Below are 20,253 nucleotides of genomic sequence, written 5' to 3' on the forward strand. Positions count from 1 at the left end.
CACATGACGACGGCGCCCCGACCTGGAGAGGTCGGAGCGCCGTCGTGGTGAGGTCGGTGAGCCTCTAGTCCTCGGACTTGGTGATGTCCACCGGGCCCGCGGAGTCGTCCGGTCCCTCCGAGGGAGGTCCGGCCACGTCGACCGTCTCGAGCGGCGGCATGTCGGGCAGCTTGCTGACCTTCTGCCCCTCGAAGGTGAAGGTCGCGGTCGGACCCTCGCCCTCGACGTCGACCAGGATGATCTGGCCGGGGCCGATCTCCCCGAAGAGCATCTTCTCGGCCAGGGTGTCCTCGATCTCGCGCTGCACGGTGCGGCGCAGCGGCCGGGCACCGAGCACCGGGTCGAAGCCCCGGGTCGCGAGCAGCTGCTTGGCGGCCGGGGTCAGCTCGAGCTGCATGTCCCGGTCCTTGAGCCGCTTCTCCACCGCGTCGATCATGTTGTCGACCATGGAGACGATCTGCTCCTGCGACAGCGGCGGGAAGACGATGATCTCGTCCACGCGGTTGAGGAACTCGGGGCGGAAGTGCTGCTTGAGCTCCTCCGACACCTTGCTCTTCATCCGGTCGTAGGAGCCCGCCGCGTCACCGGTCTGGGCGAAGCCCAGGTTGACGGACTTGGCGATGTCCCTGGTGCCGAGGTTGGTGGTCATGATGATGACGGTGTTCTTGAAGTCGACCACCCGGCCCTGGGAGTCGGTCAGGCGACCTTCCTCCAGGATCTGCAGCAGGCTGTTGAAGATGTCCGGGTGGGCCTTCTCGACCTCGTCGAACAGCACCACCGAGAACGGCTTGCGCCGCACCTTCTCGGTGAGCTGGCCACCCTCTTCGTAGCCGACGTAGCCGGGAGGCGATCCGAAGAGCCGCGAGACGGTGTGCTTCTCGCTGAACTCGCTCATGTCGAGCTGGATGAGCGAGTCCTCGTCGCCGAACAGGAAGTCGGCCAGCGTCTTGGACAGCCAGGTCTTGCCGACGCCGGAGGGGCCGGCGAAGATGAACGACCCACCGGGACGCTTGGGGTCCTTGAGCCCGGCACGGGTACGTCGGATCGCGCGGGAGAGAGCCTTGACGGCCTCCTCCTGTCCGATGACCCGCTTGTGGAGCTCCTCCTCCATGTTGAGCAGGCGGGTGGACTCCGCCTCGGAGAGCTTGACGATCGGGATTCCGGTCGCGACCGCCAGCACCTCGGCGATCAGCTCCTCGTCGACCTCGGCGATCTCGTCCATGTCACCGGCGCGCCACTGCTTCTCGCGCTCGGCCTTCTTGGCGATGAGCTGCTTCTCCTCGTCGCGCAGGCTGGCCGCGGCCTCGAAGTCCTGGCCGTCGATGGCGCCCTCCTTGCGCTGACGCACCTCGGCGATCTGCTCGTCAAAGGCACGCAGGTCCGGCGGCGCGGTCATCCGGCGGATCCGGAGCCTGGAGCCGGCCTCGTCGATCAGGTCGATGGCCTTGTCCGGGAGGAACCGGTCGGAGATGTAGCGGTCGGCCAGGGTGGCCGCGGAGACCAGCGCCTCGTCGGTGATGGTCACCCGGTGGTGCGCCTCGTAGCGGTCGCGCAGGCCCTTGAGCATCTCGATCGTGTGGGCGATCGACGGCTCGGCCACCTGGATCGGCTGGAAGCGGCGCTCCAGGGCGGCGTCCTTCTCGAGGTACTTGCGGTACTCGTCGAGAGTGGTGGCGCCGATGGTCTGCAGCTCGCCCCGGGCCAGCATCGGCTTGAGGATGCTGGCGGCGTCGATGGCACCCTCGGCGGCACCCGCACCCACCAGGGTGTGGATCTCGTCGATGAACAGCACGATGTCGCCGCGCGTGCGGATCTCCTTGAGCACCTTCTTCAGGCGCTCCTCGAAGTCACCGCGGTAGCGGCTGCCGGCCACCAGGGCACCCAGGTCGAGGGTGTAGATCTGCTTGTCCTTGAGCGTCTCGGGCACGTTGCCGCGGACGATGTCCTGGGCCAGGCCCTCCACGATCGTGGTCTTGCCCACGCCGGGCTCCCCGATCAGCACGGGGTTGTTCTTCGTGCGGCGCGACAGGATCTGCATCACGCGCTCGATCTCCTGCCCACGGCCGATGACCGGGTCGAGCTTGCCCTCGCGGGCGGCCTGGGTCAGGTTGCGGCCGAACTGGTCCAGGACCAGCGAGGACGACGGGGCCTCGCCGCCGGCCGTGCCGGCACCGGTGGCGGCACCGGCCGACTCCTTGCCCTGGAAGCCGGAGAGGAGCTGGATGACCTGCTGGCGGACCCGGTTGAGGTCGGCGCCCAGCTTCTGCAGCACCTGGGCCGCGACGCCCTCGCCCTCGCGGATCAGGCCGAGCAGGATGTGCTCGGTGCCGATGTAGGAGTGACCGAGCTGCAGCGCCTCGCGCAGGGAGAGCTCGAGCACCTTCTTGGCGCGCGGGGTGAACGGGATGTGGCCCGAGGGTGCCTGCTGGCCCTGGCCGATGATCTCCTCGACCTGGGCGCGCACGGCCTCCAGCGAGATGTCGAGGGACTCCAGAGCCTTGGCGGCCACGCCCTCGCCCTCGTGGATGAGGCCGAGCAGGATGTGCTCGGTACCGATGTAGTTGTGGGAGAGCATGCGGGCCTCTTCTTGGGCCAGCACGACAACTCGTCGGGCTCGGTCGGTGAACCGCTCGAACATGTGCGCCTCGATTCTTAGCTGTGCACAGGTGTTTCGTCGTTGCCGAACACGAGACGCCCGGCCGCCGTGAGGCGCCGCGGACGCAAAGGTGCGGACGTGTGTTCCAACTCTGTCCACAGCCTACGTGTTCCCACCGACCACACCAGAGCGGTCCGCTCACAGCGAACAGGGGCGGAAGGGCCGTCCCCCACTCAGCGCCACGCTTCGGGGCTGCGCTCAGCCGAGGGCGCGAGCCCGGCGTCCAGCGTCGCCCAGACCTGCTCCGGGGCGTCCGGGTCCCACTTGCGACCGAAGAACGCGCCGCTGGCGCGCGCCCGGCGTACGTCGTCGAGGGTGGCCAGGGTGCGAGGGCTGCCGTGCCGGGTGCCGGAGAAGTCGTAGTAGCGCCCGGCGGTGTCGACCAGGGCGAACGAGCCGTCGTTGACCAGCACCGTCTGCAGGAACGCCTCGTCCACCACCAGGCTGCGCCGGGCCCAGGCCATCACCGACTCGTCCTCGGCCGCGGCGAGCACCCGCTCCACGGCCCGCCAGGAGAGGTTGGTGAAGAAGCTGCCGCCCCACGGCTCCCAGCCCGCCGGCAGCCCGCTGCCGGTACGCCGACCCACCCGCAGCCGGTCGTAGGAGACGTTGACGCGCCACCACGGCTGCAGCCGGTTGACCAGCTGCAGCGGGCGCAGCCGGGCCTTGGCCCGCGGGCCCAGCGGCCGCAGGGAGCGCCAGGAGTAGAGGTAGCGCGAGCGACCCTCGCGCAGCGGCCAGTGGCTGCCGGCGCGCAGCACCGGGAAGTGCTCGGCGAACCCGTCACCGGACTCGGCCAGCGCCCGGTGCAGCTCGGGCAGCGGCCGCAGCGGGTAGTCCTGGCCCGAGATGGTCACCACGTGGGTCACCCCGCGCCCCCCGAGCCAGCGCGCCGCGTCGAGCCACCGCAGCACCAGGCCCGCGTCGCCCCGGCCCCCCGGCCCGAGCACCACACCCACCCGCTCGTGAGCGTGCAACCAGTCGGCGAGCTCGCAGCCGTCGCGGTCGTGGTTGAGCACCACGACCCCCGCGGGGTCCTCACGCAGCAGCGTGGCGACGAGCCGGGAGAGCTGGTGCGGGTGGGCGTGGCTCTGGACCAGGTAGCCGACGCGCAGCGGCTGCGTGGTCAGTGGCTCCGGGTTCAGTGGCTCCGAGGTCAGTGCGCAGCCTCGTAGGCCTCGCGGATCTCCGCGGGCACCCGACCGCGCTCGGAGAGCTCGTGACCCTGCTCCCGGGCCCAGGCCCGGATGTCCTTGGCGCTGACGCCCCCGGAGGCGGCGGCCGAACCGCGTCGTGCGTTCTTGCGCCCCCCGCCACCGCTCTTGCGGGCGTGGCCGACATATCCACTCAGCGCCTCGCGCAGAGCGGCGGCATTCTCGTCGTTCAGGTCGATCTCGTAATTGGTGCCGTCCAGCGCGAACGAGACGGTCTCGGTCGCCTCGCTGCCGTCGATGTCGTCCACGAGGACGATGTTGACCTTTTGCGCCATTTTGAATTCCTTTTCGAAGCAGAACACTTGATCAGATGTCTCGATAGTGCCACATCCACCAGTGACGACGAAAGTCGGTGATTGCGCAAATCGATGCCTCGCGGATAAACATCGACAAATCCCGATGCGCAAATCAGCAATTGCGTTCGAAGACCATTCGCAAGCCCTGCAGCGTGAGCCACGGCGCGTGGTCGGTGAAGCAGGAGCACTCGTCGAGCACGAGCGCAGCCAGGTGCCCGGTGGCCAGCACGCACACGTCGGAGGCGTCCTCGCCCAGCTCTTGGATCATCCGCGCCACGAGTCCTTCGACCTGCGCGGCGACACCGAAGAGCATTCCCGACTGCAATGCCTCGACCGTGTTCTTGGCGATCACCGAGCGCGGCTTCTTGAGCTCCACCTCCCGCAGCTGGGCGCCGCGCCGCCCCAGCGCCTGGAGCGATATCTCGATTCCCGGCGCGATCGCACCTCCGACGTACGCCCCGGCCGCCGAGACCACGTCGAACGTGGTGGCGGTCCCGAAATCGACCACAATGGCCGGGCCGCCGAAGATCCGGGATGCGGCCAGCGAATTGAGGATGCGGTCGGCACCCACCTCGCGGGGATTGTCCATCAGCACCGGCATTCCCGTGCGCACCCCTGGCTCGACCACCACCGAGGCGAGATCGCCGAAATGCCGCACCAGCATTTCTCGCCATTCCGCGAGCACCGACGGCACCGTCGCGCAGACCGCCACCCCGTCGAGGCTGTGCCCGTCCTCGGCCTCGGCGAGCAGCCCACGCACCAGCACCGCCCACTCGTCGGCGGTGCGCCGGTCGTCGGTGGAGACGCGCCAGTGCGCCACCACGTCCTCGCCGCGCAGCAGCCCGAGCACGGTGTAGCTGTTGCCGATGTCGGCAGCGAGGAGGGTGCTCACAGCAGGTCCATCCCGAGGTCGAAGACCTTGACCGAGTGCGTCAGCGCCCCGACGGAGATGAAGTCGACCCCGGTCAGGGCCACCTCACGCGCGCGCTCGATCGTCAGCCCGCCGGAGGCCTCCAGTGCGGCGCGGCCGTCGGCGATGCGCACGGCCTCGGCCATCGTCTCCGAGTCCATGTTGTCCAGCAGGATCCGGTCGCACCCGGCGTCGAGCAGCTCCCGCAGCTGGTCCAGGTCGGTGACCTCGACCTCCACCGGCAGTCCGGGGAACCTGGCGCGCACCGCCGCCAGGGCGGGAAGCACGCCGCCGGCGGCCACGACGTGGTTGTCCTTGACCATCGCCAGGTCGCTCAGGCTGAACCGGTGGTTGACCCCGCCACCGCAGCGCACGGCGTACTTCTGCAGGGCGCGCCAGCCGGGCAGGGTCTTGCGGGTGTCCAGCACCCGGGCGCGGGTGCCCTCGAGCGCCGCGACCCACTGCGACGTCGCGGTGGCGACGCCGGAGAGGTGACTGGCGAAGTTGAGGGCGGTCCGCTCGGCGGTGAGCAGTCCTCGGGTGGGCCCGGAGACCGAGAGCACCCGGTCGCCGGCGACCACGGCCGCGCCGTCGGGAACCCGGTCGGAGACGGTCACCGAGTCGCCCATGACGACCTCGAAGACGGCCGCTGCGATGCCCAGGCCCGCCACGACGCCGGGCTCCCGGGCGTTGAAGTGCGCCACGCCCTGCTGCTCAGCGGCGATGGTGGCCTCGCTGGTGGGGTCACCGGCGGGCAGGTCCTCGGCCAGGGCCGCCAGGATGGCCCGGGTCACGGCGTCCGGGTCCAGGCCCGCCGCCCGCAGCTCGGCGGTGACCGCCTCGGAGACCGGGTGGTACGACGCGGGGGCGGGACGGACGGTCGGGTCGAGGCTCATGCGGTGGCTCCAGTCTGCGCGGTGGCGTCGGAGGCGGCGTCGGAGGGTTCTGAGGGGTCCGTGGAGCGCGAGGGCCGGTGCGTCACGCTCACCACGCCGTCCGCGAGCCGGGCGTCGATGTGGCCCGCGACGCGGGGGTCCCGCTGGGCGAAGTCCTCGCGCCAGTGCGAGCCGCGGGTCTCGGTGCGCAGCAGGGCCGCCTGGGCCAGCGCCACCGAGAGGGTGAGCAGGTTGGTGGTCTCCCAGGAGTCCACACCCGGGGTCACCGACCTGAGGTCCGACCCCTCGTCGGGACCGGGTGCCAGCCCGTGCAGCTGGGTCAGCGCCTCGGTGAGGCCGTCGTGGTGGCGCAGCACCCCGACGTGCCGGGTCATCAGCTCCTGGAGCGCGCGGCGCTGGGCGCCGGAGACCAGCCAGGCGCCCTGCCGGTCCGGCTGGTCGTGCTGCTGGCGTCGTACGGCGGAGTCGCGCCAGCTGCGCAGCTCACCAGGCAGCACCTCGGCGATGCGCCGCGAGAAGACCAGGCCCTCCAGCAGCGAGTTCGACGCCAGCCGGTTGGCGCCGTGCACCCCCGAGCAGGCCACCTCGCCGGTGGCGTAGAGGCCGGGCACGCTGGACCGGCCGTGCAGGTCGGTGGCGACTCCGCCGGAGGCGTAGTGCTGGGCCGGGGCGACGGGGATGAGCTCGGTCACCGGGTCGACCCCGTGGGAGCGGCAGACCCCGAGGATGGTGGGGAAGCGCCGTTCCCAGAACTCCTCCCCCAGGTGCCGGGCGTCGAGCCACATGTGCGGGCGTCCGGTGGCCAGCATCCGCCGGGTGATGGCCTTGGCCACCACGTCGCGGGGGGCCAGGTCGCCGAGCGGGTGCAGGCCCGTCATCAGCCGGTTGCCCTCGAAGTCCACCAGGAAGGCTCCCTCTCCGCGCACCGCCTCGGAGATGAGCGGCTGCTGACCCGAGGAGTCCGGGCCGAGGTACATCACGGTGGGGTGGAACTGGACGAACTCGGTGTCGCGCAGCACCGCGCCGGCGCGCAGGGCCAGGGCCATGCCGTCCCCGGTCGCCACCGCGGGGTTGGTGGAGGAGGAGAAGACCTGGCCGAGCCCGCCACTGGCCAGCACCACCGCGCGGGCGTGCACGGCTCCGACGCCGTCGCGCTGGCCCTCGCCTAGCACGTGCAGGGTCAGCCCCGCGACGCCGCCGTCCTCGGCGAGCAGCAGGTCGACCGCGAGAGCGTGCTGGATGACCTCGATCTGCGGTGCCCGCTCGACCGCGGCGATCAGCGCCCGCTGGATCTCGGCGCCGGTGGCGTCGCCGCCGGCGTGCGCGATCCGGTCGCGGTGGTGCCCGCCCTCACGGGTCAGGCTCAGCTCCCCGTCGGGGTGGTGGTCGAACTCGGTGCCCAGCCCGATCAGCTCGCGCACGGCCTCGGGCCCCTCGTTGACCAGCACCCGTACGGCGTCCACGTCGCACGCCCCGGCACCGGCGACCAGGGTGTCGAGCTCGTGCTGGTCGGGGGTGTCGCCGGGCCCGAGCGCGGCCGCGATGCCGCCCTGGGCCCACTGGGTGGACCCGGCGCTGAGCACGTCCTTGGTGACCACCAGCACCTTGAGCAGCGGGTCGGCCGCGTCGATGCGCAGCGCGGCGGTCAGCCCGGCGATCCCGGAGCCGACCACCACCACGTCGGCGCGGGTGGTCCAGCCGGGCCGGGGCGCGGCTAGCCGCGACGGGACCCGGCCCGGCGTCGTCACGATCAGCGGCCGATGAGGTCGCCGCGCTTGAGCGTCGGGTCCCCGAACGTCTCGGCGGGGTCGAACCCGGTGCCCATGATCTTGTTGTCGAGGTCGACGAAGACCACGCTCGGCTCGTAGGTCTTGGCCTCGGCGGTCTCCATCTGGCCGTAGCCGATCAGGATCACCGTGTCTCCGGGGTGCACCAGGCGGGCGGCGGCACCGTTGATGCCGATCACGCCCGAGCCACGCTCGCCGGCGATGGTGTAGGTCTCCAGGCGGGCGCCGTTGGTGACGTCCACGATGTGCACCAGCTCACCGGCCAGCAGGTCGGCGGCGTCGAGCAGGTCCTCGTCGACGGTCACAGAACCGACGTAGTGCAGGTCTGCCTGGGTCACAGTGGCCCGATGGATCTTGCTCTTCATCATCGTGCGCAACATCAACGGACTCCTTCTTGTGCTTCAGGGGCGCGAGAGGCCCCCAGGGTGATGGGCAGGTTGTCGATCAGCCGCGTGCTGCCCAGACGCGCGGCGATGAGGATGCGGGCCTCGGTGCCCTCGGGCACCTCGGCGGGCAGGGGCGAGAGGTCGGCCGCCCGGATCTCCAGGTAGTCCAGGTCGATGCCCTTGGTCCGGCGCAGCTCGGCGCGGGCCGACTCCAGGGCCACGTCCTGGCCCCACTGCGCCGACTCCTGCGCGGCCCGGAGCACCAGGTTCAGGGAGGCGGCCTCGAAGCGCTGCTCGCTGTCCAGGTAGCGGTTGCGGCTGCTCAGGGCCAGGCCGTCGGGCTCGCGCACCGTCTCGGCGCCGATCACGTCCACGCCCATGCACAGGTCGGTCGCCATGGCCCGGACCAGCACCAGCTGCTGGTAGTCCTTCTGGCCGAACACCGCCACGTCGGGCCGGACCAGGCCGAAGAACTTCGCCACCACCGTGAGCACGCCGCGGAAGTGGGTCGGCCGGACCCGTCCCTCGAGCTGGGTGGCCAGCGGACCGGGGTCGACCGTGGTGGTCTCGGACGTCTCGCCAGCAGCGACCCCGCCGGGGTAGACCTCCTCCGGGCTCGGGGCGAAGACGACGTCGACCCCCTCGGCGGCGCACAGGTCGAGGTCGGCCTCCAGGGTGCGCGGATAGCGGTCCAGGTCCTCGCCCGGGGCGAACTGCAACGGGTTGACGAAGATGCTGACCACGACCCGGCCGGACTCACCCACCTGCGCCCGCGCCTCGCGGACCAGGCTGGCGTGCCCCTCGTGCAGGGCACCCATGGTGGGCACGTAGCCCACCCGGCTGCCCTGGGCGCGCGCCGGGGCGAGCAGGGCGACGAGCTCCTCGCGGCTGCGGGCCAGGCTGGGCCGATCGCTCATCGAGCGGTCCTGCTCGCAGAGCTGCGGGAGCTGCGGGGGCTGCGCACCGGGTGCGGCACCCCGTCGAGCAGCCGGCGGATCCGCTCCGCACGGATGGGCAGCAGCCGGGAGTCGGTGACCACGCGGTCCAGGGTGGAGCGGGCCATCGCGACGTAGGAGGACAGCGTCTGCGGAGCCGCAGCCTCGATCTCGGCCAGGTGGGCGGCCACCGTCTGCACGTCGCCACGCACGATGGGGCCGGTCAGCGCCGCGTCGCCGTCGGCCAGCGCGTTGTCCAGGGCCGCGGTCATCAGCGGGCGCAGCGTGCCCGCCGGGTCGTCCGCACCGGCCGCCCGCAGCATCTCCATCGCCTCGGCGACCAGGGTCACCAGGTGGTTGGCTCCGTGTGCCAGACCGGCGTGGTAGAGCGTGCGGCGGTCCTCGGGCACCCACATCGGGCGGCCGCCGAGGTCGGCGACCAGGGACTCGGTGAGCTCGCGCTCCGCCTCGCCGGAGGTGACCCCGAAGACGCAGCCCGAGAGCCTCGGCAGGTCAACCGCGGTGCCGGTGAAGGTCATCGCGGGGTGCAGGGCGATCGGCCGGGCACCGACGGCGACCGCCTGGTCGAGCACGGCGAGCCCGTGCCGGCCCGAGGTGTGCGCGACGTACTGACCCTCGTGGAGCGCGCCCGAGGCGGCCAGCATCGAGACCACGTTGCCGAGCATGTCGTCCGGCACGGTCAGCAGCAGCAGGTCGCAGTCGCGGGCGACCACGCTCGGCTTCTCCACCGGTACGCCGGGCAGCAGTGCCGCGATCCGGCTGCGAGAGGCGTCGGATTCACCGGCGGCGGAGACGATGTCGTGGCCGGCCGCGCGCAGGGCAGCAGAGAGGACGGCACCGACGCGACCCGCGCCGACCACGCCCACCCGGAGGGTGGTGTTCATTTTCAGGAGCCTCTCGTTTCGGTCCCTCCGCCCACCCTCAGCGACGAGCGCTGCGGGCCGGTGTGGGTACCAGACGATGTGCCATGAAGTTGCTGTTCGAAGTTGCTCTTCGATGTTGCTCTTCGATGTTGCTCTTTGATGTGTCAAGGCAGAGGCTACGTCGCGGCCCCGGATCGCGAAACCTCCCCGGGCGTGACCTGGGCCACAGACTCACCGGCGAGGGCCGACCATGGGCCGGGCCCCGCGTCAGCCGCGGGCGTGGGCGGGGTCGTCGACCACGAAGGGCCGCGGCACGCGGGGCAGCCACTCCTTGGTGACGTAGTCCACGACGTGCATGCCCGCCGGCGCCTCCAGCGTGACCACGCCCTCGGGGACGGTGCCCTCGTTGAGGGCGTTGAAGACGGTCCACTCCCGGCGCTTGCGCCGGTTGCGCAGGCTGGTGGCGAAGGACTGCGGGTCGGTCCAGTGGGCGAACTCGTCCCCGTCGAGGTACTTCAGCTCCACGCAGAGGCCCTGCGGCAGGGCGAACATCTCGAACCGCTCCGGCGTGGTGCGGATCTCCCACTCGGGTGCCTTGGCGTAGACGAAGTCCGGCCCCATCGGGAAGCCCCACTCCTCGATGTTGCGCAGCCCGAGGTCCAGGTGCGCGCGCGAGTCGGACTCCAGGTAGAGGCCGTGCCGGGGGACGCGGACCACCGCGTCGGTGTTGCCCACCTGCCAGGAGAGGTCGGCCAGCGAGACCTCGCCCTCGGTGGTCAGCACCATGTCGCCGTCCCACTTCCAGCTGTAGCGGGTCTCGACGTGGGAGAAGCACCAGTTGTAGAAGTACGCCAGGGAGTGCACCGACCGCTCGTGCTGGGCCAGGTGCTCCGCGCCGGCCCGCGCCACGTCGAAGGGGTAGTGCTTGAGGGTGAACCGGTCCGCGTGACCGCTCTCGGCCGCGACCCGCAGGGCCTCGGCTCCGGTGCCGTCGTCGGAGTTGTTGTCCACCAGCAGCACGTGGTCCACCGCACGCAGCAGGGGCGGCAGCACGAACCGCAGGCTGGGCGCCTCGTTGCGCACCCGCAGCACCGCGGTGGCGCCCCGGCGCAGCCCCCCGGGGCGGCGCCACGGCCAGACCACGTCGAAGTCCGAGTGACCCTCGAGGTTCTTCAGGCCCTCGCCGGAGCCGATCGGGATCACTGCTGGTCCCGGGTCCGGCCCAGTGCCTTGCGCACGCCCTTGCGCACCGACGGGGGGATCTTGGCGCGCACCTCGTGCGGCACCAGGTCGGAGATCGAGCGCTCGTGCGCGTGGTCCTGGGCCGCTGCGGCCGACTCCCGGGCCTGGGCGATCCGGGCCGCCACGACCGAGGACTTGCTGATCGCCTCGGACTCCTCGTAGAGCGAGGTGTAGGCCTCCCGCAGCTGGTCGAAGGTCTGGTGCGCCGCCGGGGTGTCGCCGCCCTCGTCGGCCAGCAGGTTGAGCTGCTCCCAGGTCTCGGCGGTCAGCTCGTGCAGCCGCGGCGGCAGCGCCAGGTCGTCCAGGGTGCCGGTGACCCGGCGCAGGCTCGGGTCGATGAACCGGTGCACCTCGCGGATCTGGTCGCTGCGGGTGTGGATGACCGACTGCACGTCCAGCGCGTGGCCCAGCGCCATCGTGGTCTTGACCCAGTCGTCGAGCAGGTCGGCGTACCGGACGAAGACCCGGCCGCCACCGGCGTGCGGGTCGACCCCGGCGATGCTGTCGCGGGTGGCCCGCTCGGTGTGCAGCAGCATGTTGAGCCAGCTGGCCGCGAGGTGCGCCGAGCCGAGCTTGTTCTGGTAGTACTTCTGCTTGCTCCCGACCACCTCGGCCGGCGGGCGCAGCATGGTGGCGAAGACCGGGGTGGCGCCGGTGCGGATCGCCGCGACGCGCCACAGGCCGAGGAACCAGCTGAGCCTGGGGTCCTTGACCACCAGCTCGGGGTGCTCGGCGAAGTGGCCCTCCAGCCAGTCCGCGACCCGGATCCGCGCCGGTTCGCGGGTGGCGATCCGGCCGGTCTCGAACCACGCGGAGGGACGGCTGTCGCTGACCTGAACGCCGGCCTCGGCGAGCAGGCGGTCGTGCAGCTCCACCGCCCACTGCGGCTCGCCGAACCCCTTGGGGTTGGAGGCGTCGGCGGCGACCTCGGGCTTGGGCACGTGCATGCCCAGCAGGCTGAGGATCCCCGACAGGGTGCTGGTGCCGCTGCGGCCTGCGCCTGCGACGAACAGCACCTTCCGCGGCACTCCTTCGGGGTCGATCTCGTCGGGTGCTCTGTCGGTGCCGGTCACGGGGCGGAGCCTACAAGACCGGACCCGTACCATCTGAGCCGTGACCTGGCCCTTCTCCCGACGCAGTCGCGGAGCGGGCCAGACCCGCAGCACAGCCCGCAGCACTGCCCGCAGCACAGAGCCCAGTACCGCCAGCGTGGGCGTCGTGATCCCGGCGTACGCCGTGGCGCAGTGGCTCCCCGCCTGCCTGGACAGCCTGCTGGCCCAGACCCACACCGCCTGGCAGGCGGTGGTCGTGGACGACGGTTCGCCGGACCGGTCCGGGGAGGTGGCCCGGGAGTACGCCGCCCGGGACCCGCGGATCCGGGTGCTGCGCACCGAGAACGCCGGGCTCGGGGCCGCCCGCAACACCGGCACCGACGCCGTCACCGGCGACTACCTGGCCTACCTGGACTCCGACGACGTGCTGCCCCCGAACGCGCTGGCCGACCTCGTCGGCCAGCTCGAGGCGAGCGGCTCCGACTTCGCCTGTGGCTCCGTGCTGCGCTGGGAGGCCGACCCCCCGGCCGGACGCGGGCTGCACGAGCCGGGGTGGATGCACCGGCTCCACGAGCAGGCCCGGACCGGGATCAGGATCGAGGACCATCCGGAGCTCCTGGGCGACGTGTTCGCCTGGAACAAGCTCTACCGGCGCTCCTTCTGGGACGGGCAGCACCTGTCGTGGCCCCAGGGCCTGCGCTACGAGGACCAGCCGACCACCACCCGGGCCTACCTGGCCGGTCGCTTCGACGTGCTCCCCACCCCGGTCTACCACTGGCGCATCCGTGCCGACGGCAGCTCGATCACCCAGCAGCGCAGCTCGATGGACGACCTGCAGGACCGCCTGATCACCAAGGGCCTGGCGCTGAGCTCGGTGCGCACCCACGGCGACCCCGAGGTCACCCGGGTCTTCCTGGACCGGGTGCTGCCCGGCGACCTGTGGCGCTACTTCGAGGTGCTCCCCGGAGCCGAGGCGGAGTGGGCCGCGCTGCTGCGCCGCGGCGTGGTGGAGCTGTGGGGAGACCACTCGCTGGTGCACTCCGCACTGCCGCCGGTGCACCGGCTCTGCGGCTGGCTGCTGGAGCAGGGCCGGGTGGCCGAGGCCTCCGCGCTGATGGCCTACCTCGCCACCCTGGGCGGGGCACCGGTCCCCCGCACCGCCGACGGCTCCGCCCTGGCGGTGCCCGCACACGTGCTGGACCCGGCGACGGTGGCACCCGAGGCGCTGGCGCTGCGGTCCGGCGAGCGGCGGCCCTCGTCTACGATTTCTCACCAGGAGGACCGATGACCGAGGTGAGCATCCCAGCCCCGCCGGTGACCTCGCGCCGTGCGCGGGTCGCCGCACTGCTGGTCTACGCGGTGGCGCTCGCGCTCTACATCGAGTTCGTGGAGGTGCCCAAGTCGGTCTACCAGGCGTTCGCCTGGATCTGGCTTGCGCTGATCGCCTGGGACGTCCAGGCCCCGCTCCGCTCCCACCTCAGCTTCCTCCGGGACTGGTCGATCCCGCTGCTGGTGCTCACCTTCTACCTCTACAGCCGCGGGCTGGCCGACGAGATCGGCCTCACCCAGGTGCACGTGACAGCGCCGATCGAGGCCGACCGCGCCCTCTTCGGCGGCACCCTGCCCACCGAGTACCTCCAGGCCCAGCTGTGCGGCGTCCCGTGCGAGCGGCAGATGCCCCGGGCCTGGTACGAGGTGGTGCTGACGACCGTCTACTACTCGCACTTCTTCGTCGCCCCGGTGGCCGCCGCGGTGCTGTGGAAGCGCCACCGGCCCGCCTGGATCCGGTTCATGCGCCGCTACCTGGCCCTGAACATCCTCGCGCTGGTCATCTACCTGCTGTACCCGATGGCCCCGCCGTGGCTGGCCTCGCGCAACGGCTACCTGACCTCAGACATCGCCCGGATCACCGGCCGCGGCTGGTACGACCTGGGCCCGGGCAACTTCCAGGACAGCTTCTCCGCGGTCGGGAACCCGGTGGCCGCGATGCCCTCGCTGCACGCCGGGATCGCCATGCTGGTGGTGCTGTATGCCTGGTGGCGGACCAGCGGCCCCTGGCGGGTGCTGCTGATGATCTATCCGCTGACCATGGCGCTGGCGCTGGTGTACTTCGCCGAGCACTACGTCGTCGACGTGCTGGCCGGCTGGCTCGCCGCCGCCGTGGTGATGTGGGGCTGCGCGTGGTGGGAGCGGTCCCGGACCGTCCCACCACGCACCGAGGAGCCCGTGCGCGAGGCTGCCTCGGCTGAGCTGGGTTAGCCGACCAGGCCGCTGTCGCTCAGGAACTGCTGTGCCACGTCCTCGGGCTTGGCGCGGTTGGCCGACACCTCGTTGATCAGCGGCGCCAACGTGTCGTTGTCGAGCTTGGCCATCAGCGCTCGCAGCCGGTCCCCCACCTCGGGGTTGGCCTCGAGGAACTCGGTGGAGACGGCCGGCACCAGGTTCTGCGCCGGCTGGATCCCCTTGTCGTCCTCCAGCAGCACCAGGCCCTGCTCCTCCAGGGTGCCGTCCAGGGTGCCGGTCTGGCCCAGCTGGGCCTCGCCGTCCAGCACGGCCCGGTAGGTCTCGGCGCTGCCGAAGCCCAGCGGGAGCAGCTTGGTGACGTCGAGGTCGTAGACCTCGCGGAGCCCCTTCTCGCAGTCATCGCGACCCTCGCAGTCCGGCGCCGCGGCCAGCACCACCTGCTTGCCCGCGAGGTCGGACAGCGCCTGGACGTCGTTGGCCTCGGCGTACTCCTCGGTCACGAAGTAGGCGTTCTGCGAGGTCGCCTCGGACGGCTCCAGCAGGGTGATCCCGGCATCGTCGAGCAGCGCACTCGCGGCCTCGATGGACTCGCCGGGCTCGTTGCTGGTGATCGGCTCGGCGTCCGGCCCGTTCGCGGCGGTGTTGAGGTAGTCGGAGATGCCGGCCACGTACTCCGGCACGATGTCGACCGAGCCGGGGAACTCCCGCATGTAGACCGACCGGCTGCCCACCAGCTTGGGCTCCACGTCGTAGCCGGCGTCGGTGAGCACCCCGGCGTACATGGCGGTCACCAGGGCCGCCTCGGGGAAGTCCTGGCTGGACAGCGTCACCGAGCCCTTGGCGTCCTGGCTGGAGCCGTCGTCGTCGGCGAGGTCGTCGCCGGCGCAGGCGCCCGCCAGGACCACGCAGGCGAGTGCGGTCGCGGTCGTCGCGAGTCGTCGTAGGTGCATCGTTCTTCCCCCTGTGGGTGTGGTTGTGGGTGTGGTGCGGTCAGGTCGTCGCCGGGGCGGGATGGGTACGTCGGTAGGCGGTGCGCTGCGCCTGCGCCGCCCCGACCTCCAGCACCAGGGCGACCACCGCCACGACGACGGCGCCGGCGATGCCCTGGCCGTAGTCGTTGCGGTAGAAGCCGTCGGTGATCACCCGTCCCAGCCCCGGTCCCGCGACCAGGGCCGCGATCGTGGCGGTGGCCCATACCTGGACCAGTGCCAGCCGTACCCCGGCGGTGACCAGGGGAAGCGCCAGCGGGAGCTCGGCGCGCCGGAACTGCTGCAGGCGGGTCATCCCCATCCCCCGGGCCGCCTCCTTGATCTCCGCCGGCACCTCGGTGACCGCGACGTAGCCGTTGGTGATGATGGGGGGCAGCGCGAAGAGGGTGAGCGCGATGAGGGTCGCCAGCCCGGCCCGGCCGTAGGGGCCCAGGGTGGCGGTGCCGGGCCAGTCCGCGGCCACCAGGATCGCGAGCAGCGCGAACGTGGGCACCGCGCGGCCCACCCCGGAGATGTTGATGATCGCGAAGCCGCCGCGGCCCCGGTGTCCCAGCCAGAGCGCCAGCGGCAGACCCAGCACCACGGCCAGCACCATCGCGGTGCCGGTCAGCAGCAGCTGCTGCCAGAGCAGGTCGAGCATGCCGCCGGAGCCCAGCCAGCTCTCGGAGCGGGTGAGGTAGTCGAGGGTCTCGCCGAACAGGCTCATGCGCGCGTCCAGGGAGTCAGGGCCCGCTGCGCCAGCACCAGCAGCGCGTCGAGCAGCACCGCCAGGACCACGCAGAGCACGGCGGCGGTCAGGATCTGGGCCCGGAAGGACTGCGCCACCCCGGTGACCAGCAGGTTGCCCAGGCCGCCGTAGGAGACCAGGGCGCCCACCGTGGTCAGCGCCACCGTCGAGACGGTCGCCACCCGCAGCCCTGCCATCACCACGGGCAGCGCCAGCGGCAGCTCCACGCGCAGCAGGCGCCTGGACCGGGAGTAGCCCAGCCCGGTCGCGGACTCCCGGACCGCCTCGGGCACCGCGCGGAGCCCGTCGAGCAGGGCCCGCACCAGGATCGTCAGCGCGTACAGGGCCAGGCCGATCACCACGGTGGTGGCGGAGAGGCCGGTGAAGGGCAGCAGCAACGAGAAGAGCGCCAGGGAGGGCACGGTGTAGATCCCGGTGGAGACGGCCAGCACCCCCGCCTCCAGCCGGGGCAGCCGCCGCGCCAGCAGCGCCAGCGGTACCGCGATCAGCAGGCCGACCAGCACCGCGGCCACGGTGATGCCCAGGTGCTGCACGGTGGCGTCCAGGATCTCCGAGCGGCGGTCCGCCAGGTAGGCCGGGCAGAACCAGTCGTTGCGCGCCAGGCTGTAGCACGGCGGCTCGTCCGCCGCCGACGGCACGGCGCCCAGTATGGTCACCGCATGGACGCTACCGCCTCCGACCAGGCGCCAGCCACGACCGGCTCGGGTGAGGAGCCGATGATCCGGCTCACCGGAGTCGGCAAGACCTATGACGACGGCACGGTCGCGGTGCACGAGCTGGACCTCGACGTCGCCCGCGGCGAGCTGGTCTGCCTGGTGGGACCCTCGGGCTGCGGCAAGTCCACGACGCTGAAGATGATCAACCGGCTCATCGAGCCCTCCACGGGTCAGATCCTGGTCGACGGCCAGGACGTCACCCAGGTCGACCCCAACGCCCTGCGCCGCGGCATCGGCTACGTCATCCAGCAGGTGGGCCTCTTCCCGCACCAGCGGGTCGAGGCCAACGTGATGACCGTCCCCCTGCTCTACGGCGAGTCCAGGGCGTCCGCCCGCGCCCGGGCGCACGAGCTGCTGGCCCTGGTCGGGCTGGAGCCCGAGCTCTACGCGCAGCGCTACCCCCACCAGCTCTCCGGCGGACAGCAGCAACGGGTGGGCGTGGCCCGGGCGCTGGCCGCGGACCCCCCGGTGCTCCTGATGGACGAGCCGTTCGGCGCCGTGGACCCGGTGGTGCGCACCCGGCTGCAGGACGAGTTCGGCCGACTCCAGCGCGAGCTCGGCAAGACGGTGGTCCTGGTGACCCACGACATCGACGAGGCCGTCCGGATGGGCGACCGGGTGGCGATCTTCGCCGACGGCGGCCGGCTGGCCCAGTACGGCACCCCGCAGGAGGTGCTGGCCCGGCCCGCCGACGAGTTCGTCGAGGACTTCGTCGGCGCCACCCGCGGGCTGCGCCGGCTGGCGGTGACCCGGATCGACGAGGCGCACCTGGAGCCGCTCGAGGGGGTCACCGCGGGTCAGCTGGGCGCCGCGATCGACCTCGACTCCACCCTCGAGGAGGCGCTGGCGCTGATGATGCGCGACGACAAGTCGATGATCGGCGTACGCCGGGGGCCGCGGTTCCTGGGCGTGCTCACCCCGGCGGGCGTGCATCGCCAGCTGCGGGCCTCCCTGACGCGGTGATGCCCTGACGGCGGCTGGTCAGCGGACCGGCACGTCCTTGTGCCAGGACTCGGTGACGTACTTGGTGACCCAGCCCATGGCGACGTAGAGCCCCTCCGCCCCGGTCGGGGAGTCGGCGTCGACCTCCAGCCCCACGCGGTCCCGGCCGCGCTCCGCGGCGTCGGCGATGATCGTGTGCAGCAGGCCCTTGGCCACCCCGCGTCCCCGAGCGGACTCCAGCACCCCCAGGTAGGAGACGTAGGAGCCGTCCGTGCCGCTGGCGGACTCGCTCACGGTGCCGACCAGGGCGCCGCAGGCCTGCGGCTGCTCGCCGTCCAGGAGCTCCGCTAGCCACCAGTGGTCCCAGCGGTGCCCCGGGTCCTCACGAAGCCGGTGCACGAACTCCTCGAACGTCTCCTCGGAGGAGTTGAAGTGGTCGGTGAAGGCGCCCTCGAGCACCTCGTGGACCGCCCGCAGGTCGGCCTCGTCCGGCATGCCGTCGCCCTGGCGGCTCACCGAGCGGAACCGGACGCCGTTCTCCTCCCACAGCTCGGGTGAGGGCACCAGCTCCGACTCCTCGGGAGTCACCGGCCGGCTCATCTGCCACCAGGTGCGGACCTTCTCGAAGCCCCGTCCCTCCAGCCACAGGTGCTGACGCTCGTCGTCGGCGAAGGAGCCGGTGTCGATCTGCTGCACCGCGACCTCGCGAGCGGCACCGACGGCCTGCGCCTGCGCCTCCGCCCAGGTGAACAGCACCTGCGAGCAGGCCCGCGCCGTCGCCTCCTCCAGGGTGCGGTCCACGATGTGCACGTAGAGCATCCGGCCCTCAGCGCGGTCGTGCACCGAGCCCCAGGCGCGGATGTCGCCGGTCTGGTCGCGCACCACCAGGTTCTCCCGCATGGCCAGGCCGTGCTCGGAGACCTCGACCAGCACGTCGTCCTCCGACGCGCCCGCCCAGCCGCGCCCGGCGCGCTCGTGGTTGCGCAGCAGCGAGGTCAGACGCAGCACGTCGCGCTCGTCGGTGGCGTCGGGGGGCTCGGCGACCCACCCCTCGGGGAGCCCGGGATCCTCGGGAAGAACTGTCGCCGGGTCGCTCTCGAACCTGTTGTCCTCGGGAATCACAAGACCATTCTCCCTCACGCCGGCCGCGACGCAGACAGTCCCCGGCGGTTCGGACGCCACGCGTGGTGGGAGGTCCGAGCCGTCCGGGGACTGCTGCAGAAGGCGGTGAGGTCAGGCGCGCTTGTACGTCGAGGTCGCGGCGGCGCGCTGCCAGGCGTCCAGCTCGGCCCGCAGGGTGTCGATCTCGGCCTCCAGCTCGGCCACGCGCACGATCGCCTCGGCGGCGCGGGTGTCGCTCTGCTCCAGCAGCTCGCCGAGCCTCTTGCCCTCGACCTCGGCGACGTCGGCACGACGGGCCTCGGCGCTCATCTTGAGCGTCGCGGTGGCCGCGCGCTCGAGCGCCTTGCCCAGCTCGGTCTCCAGCTGCCCGATGGTCTCCTCGCGCTCGGTGATGCGCGCCTTCATCGAGTCGGCGAACGCCACGTTCTCCGCCGTACGACGGGCGGTGATGTCGCGGTAGGCCTGCGCCTGGCGGGCCCGGTCCTCGGCGGCCTCGTGCCGGGAGGCCATCAGCTCGGAGTGGGTGATCCGGGTGGAGGCAGCACCGAGCACGACAGCAGCAAGCGCGGAGAGCAGGACCAGGGTTGACTGGCCAGTGGCGATCGACCCGAGTACCAGGGCGGCCGCGATCAGGAGCAGCGCCGAGGCGACCACCAGGCGCGTGCTGCGCTGGCGTCGGCGGGCACTGGTACGAGCAGACGGGGAAGTCATGAGCCTCAGGTTAAGGGTGAGGGTCGGACTTCGGGACGCGACACGCGCGCTCAAGCAACTTGCCGGTAATAAGTATGCCCGCTGCGCCTGCCGCAGCCACCAGGGAACGGACCATCCGGGTCTGCGCCAGCTCGGCCGGGGAGCCGAGCCAGGAGACCGCGTAGCCGACGTAGCAGCCGGCGACCAGGGCCCCGACCAGCATGCAGGCCCGGGCCAGCACCAGTCGGTTGACCGCCCGGCGCGCCTCGAGGTGCTCGCGACGCACGTGCACCGCCCGCCAGGTGACCAGGGCCAGACCGCCGAGGATGGCGGTCACGAAGAAGAGGACCGCGCCCTGGGTCCAGCCCACCACCGGTGCGGTACCGCTCATCTGCTCCGCGACCGGGTGCCAGGCCCAGCCGCCGGCCAGACCCAGCACGATGGCCGCGACGACCGGACCGGGGCCCAGCGGAGCCAGCCGCCCGGGCGGCGTCGACTCCGGCTCGGGCTCGGGCGCCTCGGGCGGCTCGGAAGAGTCCCTCAC

Annotated in this window: 20 protein-coding genes; 3 read left to right on the top strand and 17 right to left on the bottom strand. The window is 71.9% G+C overall.

All coding sequences use genetic code 11. From position 1 onward, the window contains the following. Positions 1 to 64: 64 nt before the first annotated feature. The 11 genes from C5H89_RS03555 to C5H89_RS03605 all read right to left on the bottom strand — a co-directional run bounded on the left by C5H89_RS03555 (position 65) and on the right by C5H89_RS03605 (position 12,279). A complete protein-coding gene (locus C5H89_RS03555; protein ID WP_104105681.1) occupies positions 65 to 2,638 on the bottom strand; it encodes an ATP-dependent Clp protease ATP-binding subunit in 2,574 nt (857 codons plus the stop codon). Positions 2,639 to 2,829: 191 nt separating this feature from the next. Then, positions 2,830 to 3,678 (bottom strand): hypothetical protein, encoded by an 849-nt coding sequence (locus C5H89_RS03560; RefSeq protein ID WP_104105682.1) that lies wholly within the window; start codon positions 3,676 to 3,678, stop codon positions 2,830 to 2,832. A 134-nt stretch (positions 3,679 to 3,812) separates the two neighbouring features. After that, a complete protein-coding gene (locus C5H89_RS03565; protein ID WP_101525520.1) occupies positions 3,813 to 4,145 on the bottom strand; it encodes an Lsr2 family protein in 333 nt (110 codons plus the stop codon). 133 nt (positions 4,146 to 4,278) lie between these two features. Then, on the bottom strand, positions 4,279 to 5,058 hold the full coding sequence (locus C5H89_RS03570; RefSeq protein ID WP_104105683.1) for a type III pantothenate kinase: 780 nt from the start codon (positions 5,056 to 5,058) through the stop codon (positions 4,279 to 4,281). Continuing rightward, entirely contained in the window at positions 5,055 to 5,972 is a 918-nt protein-coding gene (nadC, locus tag C5H89_RS03575; protein ID WP_104105684.1) for a carboxylating nicotinate-nucleotide diphosphorylase, read from the bottom strand. The genes C5H89_RS03570 and nadC overlap by 4 nt, the downstream gene beginning before the upstream one ends. Then, positions 5,969 to 7,720 carry an L-aspartate oxidase gene (locus tag C5H89_RS03580; RefSeq protein WP_104105685.1) on the bottom strand — a complete coding sequence of 584 codons (1,752 nt, stop codon included), beginning with the start codon at positions 7,718 to 7,720 and terminating at the stop codon, positions 5,969 to 5,971. The genes nadC and C5H89_RS03580 overlap by 4 nt, the downstream gene beginning before the upstream one ends. 2 nt (positions 7,721 to 7,722) lie before the next feature. Continuing rightward, on the bottom strand, positions 7,723 to 8,139 hold the full coding sequence (panD, locus tag C5H89_RS03585; RefSeq protein WP_104105686.1) for an aspartate 1-decarboxylase: 417 nt from the start codon (positions 8,137 to 8,139) through the stop codon (positions 7,723 to 7,725). Continuing rightward, positions 8,139 to 9,062, bottom strand: a complete 924-nt coding sequence (gene panC / locus C5H89_RS03590; protein ID WP_104105687.1) for a pantoate--beta-alanine ligase — start codon at positions 9,060 to 9,062, stop codon at positions 8,139 to 8,141. The genes panD and panC overlap by 1 nt, the downstream gene beginning before the upstream one ends. Beyond that, positions 9,059 to 9,985: a DUF2520 domain-containing protein gene (locus C5H89_RS03595; protein ID WP_104105688.1), complete on the bottom strand. Its 927-nt coding sequence runs from the start codon at positions 9,983 to 9,985 to the stop codon at positions 9,059 to 9,061. Before C5H89_RS03595 ends, panC begins: the two co-directional genes overlap by 4 nt. Positions 9,986 to 10,231: 246 nt before the next feature. Further along, positions 10,232 to 11,167, bottom strand: a complete 936-nt coding sequence (locus C5H89_RS03600; RefSeq protein ID WP_104105689.1) for a glycosyltransferase — start codon at positions 11,165 to 11,167, stop codon at positions 10,232 to 10,234. Next, positions 11,164 to 12,279, bottom strand: coding sequence for a sulfotransferase family protein (locus C5H89_RS03605; RefSeq protein WP_240181674.1), 1,116 nt, complete (start codon positions 12,277 to 12,279; stop codon positions 11,164 to 11,166). The genes C5H89_RS03600 and C5H89_RS03605 overlap by 4 nt, the downstream gene beginning before the upstream one ends. A 40-nt stretch (positions 12,280 to 12,319) precedes the next feature. On the opposite strand from C5H89_RS03605, the gene C5H89_RS03610 reads away from it, so the two are divergent. Next, positions 12,320 to 13,546: a glycosyltransferase family 2 protein gene (locus C5H89_RS03610; RefSeq protein WP_240181675.1), complete on the top strand. Its 1,227-nt coding sequence runs from the start codon at positions 12,320 to 12,322 to the stop codon at positions 13,544 to 13,546. Continuing rightward, a complete protein-coding gene (locus C5H89_RS03615; protein ID WP_104105691.1) occupies positions 13,543 to 14,517 on the top strand; it encodes a phosphatase PAP2 family protein in 975 nt (324 codons plus the stop codon). Before C5H89_RS03610 ends, C5H89_RS03615 begins: the two co-directional genes overlap by 4 nt. Here the strand turns inward: C5H89_RS03615 and C5H89_RS03620 are convergent. Genes C5H89_RS03620 through C5H89_RS03630 form a run of 3 tightly spaced genes read right to left on the bottom strand, consistent with a single transcriptional unit; the run spans position 14,514 to position 16,895 of the window. Beyond that, positions 14,514 to 15,452 (bottom strand): ABC transporter substrate-binding protein, encoded by a 939-nt coding sequence (locus tag C5H89_RS03620; protein WP_104105692.1) that lies wholly within the window; start codon positions 15,450 to 15,452, stop codon positions 14,514 to 14,516. The two genes, C5H89_RS03615 and C5H89_RS03620, sit on opposite strands and share 4 nt — an antisense overlap. Before the next feature lie 40 nt (positions 15,453 to 15,492). After that, on the bottom strand, positions 15,493 to 16,197 hold the full coding sequence (locus C5H89_RS03625) for an ABC transporter permease (RefSeq protein WP_104105693.1): 705 nt from the start codon (positions 16,195 to 16,197) through the stop codon (positions 15,493 to 15,495). Next, the gene (locus tag C5H89_RS03630; RefSeq protein ID WP_104105694.1) at positions 16,194 to 16,895 is read right to left on the bottom strand and encodes an ABC transporter permease; all 702 of its coding nucleotides are present in this window, start codon (positions 16,893 to 16,895) and stop codon (positions 16,194 to 16,196) included. Before C5H89_RS03630 ends, C5H89_RS03625 begins: the two co-directional genes overlap by 4 nt. A gap of 60 nt (positions 16,896 to 16,955) precedes the next feature. Here C5H89_RS03630 and C5H89_RS03635 point away from each other — a divergent pair, with 60 nt between their 5' ends. Then, positions 16,956 to 17,918, top strand: coding sequence for an ATP-binding cassette domain-containing protein (locus C5H89_RS03635; protein WP_104105764.1), 963 nt, complete (start codon positions 16,956 to 16,958; stop codon positions 17,916 to 17,918). A gap of 18 nt (positions 17,919 to 17,936) precedes the next feature. Here the strand turns inward: C5H89_RS03635 and C5H89_RS03640 are convergent, their stop codons facing one another. From C5H89_RS03640 to C5H89_RS03650, 3 genes are all read right to left on the bottom strand, one after another. Continuing rightward, positions 17,937 to 19,019 carry a GNAT family N-acetyltransferase gene (locus C5H89_RS03640; RefSeq protein WP_205304835.1) on the bottom strand — a complete coding sequence of 361 codons (1,083 nt, stop codon included), beginning with the start codon at positions 19,017 to 19,019 and terminating at the stop codon, positions 17,937 to 17,939. A 111-nt stretch (positions 19,020 to 19,130) separates the two neighbouring features. Next, positions 19,131 to 19,730: a hypothetical protein gene (locus C5H89_RS03645; RefSeq protein WP_104105695.1), complete on the bottom strand. Its 600-nt coding sequence runs from the start codon at positions 19,728 to 19,730 to the stop codon at positions 19,131 to 19,133. Between the two features lie 10 nt (positions 19,731 to 19,740). Next, positions 19,741 to 20,253, bottom strand: coding sequence for a DUF3180 domain-containing protein (locus C5H89_RS03650; protein WP_240181676.1), 513 nt, complete (start codon positions 20,251 to 20,253; stop codon positions 19,741 to 19,743).

It is taken from the genome of Nocardioides sp. 616, from assembly GCF_002930065.1.
Lineage (GTDB): Bacteria > Actinomycetota > Actinomycetes > Propionibacteriales > Nocardioidaceae > Nocardioides > Nocardioides houyundeii.